Raw genomic sequence first — 6156 nt, 5'->3', positions numbered from 1 at the left:
TCCCTCTGCTTTAGAGATTGGACTCGATTGGTAAGTTAATTAATGGAATTGGTATGATTTTTCATTATGTTCTTGTTGACCCAAGGAACCACTATTGCTTCACCAATTCCTCTTTCAGGGCATACCGAACCAAACAAATAAGCGTATTCAAATTGCTGTTGTTTTACCACGCGAGGCCTCGTTTCACGAGTCGCCCAAAGACGTGTAGTTGTGTTCTGTTGACCAAACCTAGCTTCGTCTTGAAACCAGACATCAACACACTCTAGCCCAATATGACCGGGGATCTTAAGGACCGTTTCTATTTTGATTTTTTTAAATCGTCTTGGATTTGCTGTGATTGTTTGGGGTGTTTGGAGCGAGAAGTTATCCAAGAAAAGCCCATGAGGTCTAGGAGATAATAGATAGAATTCGGGTGGTGATACTTATCAACGATTTTCACGATTTAGTCATTTATATCGCAGATACAAAAACGCCTAGCGTATGCTAGGCGTTGATAAATAGTGTTTCTAATACATCCGACTACAGTATTTGCTTAAGCACTCTATCGGCTTTCACACGAGTGATCTTACGAATCAACTTCTGAACTTCCATCGGGTAGCTCTCTACCTTATCTAACTGCTTATAGGTACAGATAAGCTGAGTGTGTTGAAGGATATTATCCACTTCAGCCTGAAACTTGTCTGTTAGGTGATGGTAGTTATCTTGGATAAAGATGCCGTTCTCTAGATCCAACTTCCATGCGCGAGGGTTTAGGTTATTACCTGTTAGTAGCATGTAGCGCTTATCTACCCAAATACCCTTTAGGTGGAAGCTGTTGGAATCGTGTTGCCAAAGTCGAATTGATAGATTACGGCTAGCAATATGAGCCTCATTCGCTTTAGCGAAACGACGTAAGTTCAATTCGTAAAGGTATGGAAGACCACCAATCGTTTTAAACTCTTCTTCTGGTGAGATAAAGAAATCATTCGCTGTCTTATCACCAACAACAATGCTGACCTTTACGCCACGCTTAAGCGCTTTCTTCACTTCTTTAGCTAGGCTAGGTGGGAAGTTGAAGTAAGGTGTGCAGATAAAGATTTCATCTTTAGCTTGAGCTACGAGTTGATTGATTCCCTGATTCAGACGGTTACGTCTTTTACCGATACCAACCAATGGTGTTACAGCTACTTGGTCTGCCGAAACCTCCTGCCCTTCGAATTGATACTGAGATCTTGCTAATGATGCACGAAACTGACGAATCGCTGGTTTCAGTTCTTTGGTTGCAGGCTTGTTCTTATCAGCCAGGTCATAAACAGCGCTGTCCGAGACCATCTGTTCGTGTACGTATGTAAACATCGTATCAGCAAGCGTTGCGTTGTTTAAAACGTGGTAGCGATCGAAGCGATAGCGGTCATGGTAATTCAGGTAGATATTGTTAAGGCTTGCACCGCTGTATATCACGCTGTCATCGACGATAAAGCCCTTTAAATGCAATACGCCAAAGACTTCTTTGCCGCGAACTGGAATGCCATAGACGGGTACAGAGTGCTGATATTTTTCTGCAAACTCTTTATACATTGCAGCATTGCCTTCAGAAGACTCTGCACCAATCAATCCGCGCTGTGCTCGGTGCCAATCGACACAAACGCTCACGTCTAATTCTGGATTCTTTTGTTTTGCTTCATATAAGGCAGTTAGGATTTCACGGCCAGCCTCATCATCTTCAAGATACAAAGCGACTAAACTAATACGAGTCGTTGCGCGAGATATCTCATCAAGTAGACGAGTTCGAAACTCTTGCGCTGATAGTAGTACTTCAAACTTGTCAGGATTCTGCGCTATGGTTGGCAACTGTATGAATGGATTCCTACTGGCAATCATATTGACTGTTTTACCTTAAAAATATGCAAAATTGCGAACCTTTAATTTTACCAAAGGGATAGCATCAAATACTAGATAATCGAGGCATTCTCTAACAATTTTGCTGATAATGCATAGGAATGAGATCTTTTCCGCTATTCGAGTAGCGCTCGTATAAAACTCTTAAACCATTTGGCAGATCTTTAGGCTCTACTTGTACGAATTTGTGTCGCGCGTAAAAATTGGTGAGATGAGCGTACGCAAAGCAGTAATCGTCTTCCGTAAGTGTATGTTGCGCACAATAGTCCATAAGCTGGGAGCCTAATTGCTTACCGCGATGTTGTTTTGATATCGCCATTCCAGTAAGTAAGCGATTATTCTCTATTGTACGAAAGCGCACGATACCGCACAGCTCGTTATCCAGTAATAACGAATAGATCAGTTCACTTTTATTTGCTTTTCCCGTTGGGTAATGTTCTTTATAGAAACGTTTAACTAGGGGAACCTTTACTGGGTCTAATTGGGTAATGATGACATTGTTCATTCAGTCACTGCGCCATTGGTTTATCTGCTGTAGAATGACTGCAGTGTAAGTTAATTGAATATCGCCATGCAATTCCATCTCAATGCTAGTTTAAAAAATGTTCATACTTTTTCCATAGATCAGACGTGTGATGCGTTGGTTGAAGTCACCACTATCGAAGAATTAATTTCCGTTTACAGAGCCCCTAAATGGTCAGATTTACCTAAGTTGATACTGGGTAAGGGCAGTAATATGCTTTTTACTGAGCACTTCACTGGCCTGGTCATAGTGAATAAATTATCCGGGATTGAGTTGACCGAGACGGCCAGCCATCACCTACTGCATGTTAGTGGGGGGGAAGATTGGCCAAACTTAGTTGAATGGAGTGTGGATAAAGGGCTCGGTGGTCTAGAAAACCTAGCAATGATACCTGGCTGTTCAGGTTCGGCTCCGATTCAAAATATTGGTGCGTATGGTGTTGAGCTACAAGACGTATGCGAGTATGTCGATATCCTGTGTCTGGATACTTATACAGTTAAGCGATTGAGCAAAGAAGAGTGTCTCTTTGGTTACCGAGATTCTATTTTCAAGCACGCTCTCTACGATAAAGCGATTGTTGTTGCGATTGGTTTAACGTTGCCGAAAGAGTGGGAGCCATGCAATCACTATGGCCCGTTAAAAAGCCTAGCAGCCGATACGCTCTCTCCTCGTACTATATTTGATGAAGTATGCGCTATCCGTTCAAGTAAGTTGCCAGACCCTAGAGTCCAAGGTAATGCGGGCAGCTTCTTCAAAAACCCTGTGATCACCAAAGATCATTTTGATCGCCTGTTCGCTCTATACCCAAACATTGTAGGCTATGAGAGCAATGACATGATCAAAGTCGCTGCAGGCTGGCTGATTGATCAATGCCAGTTCAAAGGTGTGACAGAAGGCGGTGCTCAAGTTCACCCAAACCAAGCATTAGTTATCATCAATTATGATGAGGCTTCTGCTGTGGATATCCTTAAGCTTGCAGAGCGAGTGCGTCAGTCTGTCTTGAATAAATTCGATATTCGACTGGAACATGAAGTGCGTTTTATGGGACGAGACTGTGAGACAAACCTAGACAAGGCTTTGGAGTCATTAGCATGAGAGAACACAGTACCAAGCTTGCACTATTGAGATGTCTTGCTGACGGTGAGTTTCATTCAGGTGAAGATCTAGGTGAAATGATTGGTGTATCACGAGCGGCTATCAGTAAGCACATTAAAGGTATTCAAGGGTGGGGTTTAGATATCTACCGAGTACAAGGCAAAGGCTATAAGTTAGCTAGCCGTTTAGATATGCTTAACGAAGACAAATTGTCTGTTGTTAGTCGAGATGCTTCTCTTGAACTGATTCCAATCATAGGTTCTACAAACCAACACTTATTAGAGCGTACTAACACCCTCGAATCGGGTTCTGTCTGTATTGCTGAATATCAAGCTGCGGGACGTGGACGTCGTGGACGAGAGTGGGTATCGCCATTCGGTGCAAACCTCTATCTTTCAATGTATTGGAGACTCGACGCAGGGATGGCTGCCGCGATGGGCTTGAGCCTTGTGGTTGGTGTCGCTGTTGTTGAAGCTTTGGAAGAGATGGGCGTAGAAGGTATAAAGCTCAAATGGCCGAACGACCTTTACCACAATGACAAGAAGCTTGCCGGTATCTTGGTAGAGCTGTCAGGACAGTCTGGTGGCGCTGCTCATATTGTGATTGGTTTAGGGCTAAACTTATCCATGGATCCAACAACATCAGGTATTGGCCAACCGTGGACTTCTCTTAAAGAAGTGTGTGATGGGAAGGTGCCCGATCGCAATCAGTTAGCACAGGCTCTGATCAATGCTTGGGATAAGTCTCTTGTTGATTATGAGTTGAAAGGGATGTCGAATTTTGTAGAGCGTTGGAATCGCTTTGATAATTTCTTAGGTCGCAATGTTAGGTTGATCATTGGACCTAGAGAAATTGAAGGTGTTGTTCAAGGCATCGATGAACAAGGTGCTGTATTACTCAAAACTGAGAATGGTATCGAGAGCTATATCGGTGGAGAGATATCGCTAAGAAAAGGCGATTAAGGTGTTACTATTTTCTTAGTAGCACTTCTTCAACCATATGATCTGCGCCTTTACGTAGAATCAAGTGAGCCCTTTCTCGTGTAGGAAGGATATTTTGTTCTAGGTTCAAGCCATTAATTGAACTCCAGATACCTTCCGCTTTATCCAGTGCCGCTTGGTTCGATAATTTTGTGTAATGACTAAAGTAAGAGCCAGGTTTGGTAAACGCGCCATCGCGGAATTTCATAAAGCGATTGACGTACCACTCTTTGATTTGTTGGCTATCAGCGTCAACATAGAGTGAGAAATCAAGGAAGTCTGAAATAAACACGCGATGTGGCTCGTGTGGATCGTTCATGCCTGTTTGCAAGACATTAAGTCCTTCAATAATAAGCACATCAGGTAGGTCGACACACTTAACGTCATCAGTAATGTTGTACGTAAGATGCGAGTACACGGGAGCCGTGACATTTCTCTTGCATGCTTTTACATCCGAAACAAAGTTCACTAAACGCTTAATATCGTAAGACTCCGGAAAGCCCTTTTTACTCATCAATCCTTTTTCTTCTAACACCTCATTTGGGTATAAGAAGCCATCGGTTGTCACTAGCTCAACTTTTGGGTGGTTCTCCCAGCGAGAAAGTAGGGCTTTAAGCAGTCGTGCAGTTGTACTTTTGCCCACAGCGACACTTCCAGCAATACCGATGATAAAAGGTGGTGCTTTCTCGTTTTTATCCAGGAATTGATGGAGTACTGAGTTTCTATTCTGTCTGGCTGCCACATAGAGATTTAATAGGCGAGAGAGCGGCAGGTAGATCTCAACGGCTTCCTCCATTGTGAGCTTTTCATTGATGCCTTGAAGCTCTTTTAAGTCGCTCTCAGAAAGTGTCATCGGAACTAAATTCCTTAGCTCAGACCAACGTTCGCGGTCAAATGACATAAATGGGCTCATATAAACTCTATAGTGGATAACAAAACAAGTGCATGGAAAATACATCAAGCGATAGATAAATAAAATATCTTCCTGTACTAGATGTGGGTTAAAGGCAGAAACCTTGAGCTAAATAGCCGTATCTAGGAATTTCATAGGAGAATTTTTCACTTTTTTTCAATTTACTATTGCAAGGTGGAAAATCATTCAATAAAATGCGCCCCACTTGTGCCGACTTAGCTCAGTAGGTAGAGCAACTGACTTGTAATCAGTAGGTCACCAGTTCGATTCCGGTAGTCGGCACCACTTTCTCCCTTTCTTTAAGGTAAGCGAGAGAAAGCTCAAAATTTGGAGGGGTTCCCGAGTGGCCAAAGGGAGCAGACTGTAAATCTGCCGGCACTGCCTTCGATGGTTCGAATCCGTCTCCCTCCACCATATTCTAAAGGTTAAATAGCTCAAACAGAGTTACGTGTTGCGTGCATCGTATAATGGCTATTACCTCAGCCTTCCAAGCTGATGATGCGGGTTCGATTCCCGCTGCACGCTCCAACTCATTTTGTGTGCTGATATAGCTCAGTCGGTAGAGCGCACCCTTGGTAAGGGTGAGGTCCCCAGTTCGACTCTGGGTATTAGCACCAGTCAAAAGCTTCTTCTCCTTTAATAAAGAAAACCATTTTTTTGGTTGCGTGGTCTTATTTTAAGCCACCTAATCCGTACCTAGAGGGACACCCCATGTCTAAAGAAAAATTTGAACGTACGAAACCGCACGTAAACGTTGGTACTATCGG

The 6156-nt window shown here is 43.1% G+C and carries 5 protein-coding genes, 4 tRNA genes and 1 pseudogene; 6 read left to right on the top strand and 4 right to left on the bottom strand.

Annotation, left to right across the window (positions count from 1 at the left end; translation table 11 throughout):
* Positions 1 to 38: 38 nt before the first annotated feature.
* The 3 genes and pseudogenes from AB6E08_RS22530 to AB6E08_RS22520 all read right to left on the bottom strand — a co-directional run.
* Positions 39 to 406: pseudogene (locus AB6E08_RS22530) on the bottom strand (IS630 family transposase); the annotation flags it as partial.
* Between the two features lie 113 nt (positions 407 to 519).
* A complete protein-coding gene (gene pssA, locus AB6E08_RS22525) occupies positions 520 to 1860 on the bottom strand; it encodes a CDP-diacylglycerol--serine O-phosphatidyltransferase (RefSeq protein ID WP_372065988.1) in 1341 nt (446 codons plus the stop codon).
* A gap of 91 nt (positions 1861 to 1951) precedes the next feature.
* On the bottom strand, positions 1952 to 2383 hold the full coding sequence (locus AB6E08_RS22520) for a GNAT family N-acetyltransferase (RefSeq protein ID WP_372065985.1): 432 nt from the start codon (positions 2381 to 2383) through the stop codon (positions 1952 to 1954).
* 66 nt (positions 2384 to 2449) lie between these two features.
* On the opposite strand from AB6E08_RS22520, the gene murB reads away from it, so the two are divergent.
* Positions 2450 to 3496, top strand: coding sequence for a UDP-N-acetylmuramate dehydrogenase (murB, locus tag AB6E08_RS22515; RefSeq protein ID WP_372065982.1), 1047 nt, complete (start codon positions 2450 to 2452; stop codon positions 3494 to 3496).
* Positions 3493 to 4458, top strand: a complete 966-nt coding sequence (gene birA, locus AB6E08_RS22510; protein ID WP_065679893.1) for a bifunctional biotin--[acetyl-CoA-carboxylase] ligase/biotin operon repressor BirA — start codon at positions 3493 to 3495, stop codon at positions 4456 to 4458. The genes murB and birA overlap by 4 nt, the downstream gene beginning before the upstream one ends.
* 7 nt (positions 4459 to 4465) lie before the next feature.
* On the opposite strand, the gene coaA is transcribed toward birA, so the two are convergent.
* Positions 4466 to 5389, bottom strand: a complete 924-nt coding sequence (gene coaA / locus AB6E08_RS22505; RefSeq protein WP_009844725.1) for a type I pantothenate kinase — start codon at positions 5387 to 5389, stop codon at positions 4466 to 4468.
* Positions 5390 to 5598: 209 nt separating this feature from the next.
* Between coaA and AB6E08_RS22500 the strand changes: the two genes are divergently transcribed.
* The 4 genes from AB6E08_RS22500 (at position 5599) to AB6E08_RS22485 (ending at position 6006) form a co-directional block, all read left to right on the top strand.
* Positions 5599 to 5674: transfer RNA gene (locus AB6E08_RS22500), tRNA-Thr, on the top strand.
* Between the two features lie 44 nt (positions 5675 to 5718).
* A tRNA-Tyr gene (locus tag AB6E08_RS22495) sits at positions 5719 to 5803 on the top strand.
* A 39-nt stretch (positions 5804 to 5842) separates the two neighbouring features.
* Positions 5843 to 5917: transfer RNA gene (locus tag AB6E08_RS22490), tRNA-Gly, on the top strand.
* Positions 5918 to 5930: 13 nt separating this feature from the next.
* Positions 5931 to 6006: transfer RNA gene (locus AB6E08_RS22485), tRNA-Thr, on the top strand.
* Positions 6007 to 6156: the final 150 nt, after the last annotated feature.

This window comes from Vibrio sp. 10N.247.310.24 (assembly GCF_041467175.1).
Classification (GTDB): domain Bacteria; phylum Pseudomonadota; class Gammaproteobacteria; order Enterobacterales; family Vibrionaceae; genus Vibrio; species Vibrio tasmaniensis_A.
This window is presented reverse-complemented; position numbering and strand designations above follow the sequence as displayed.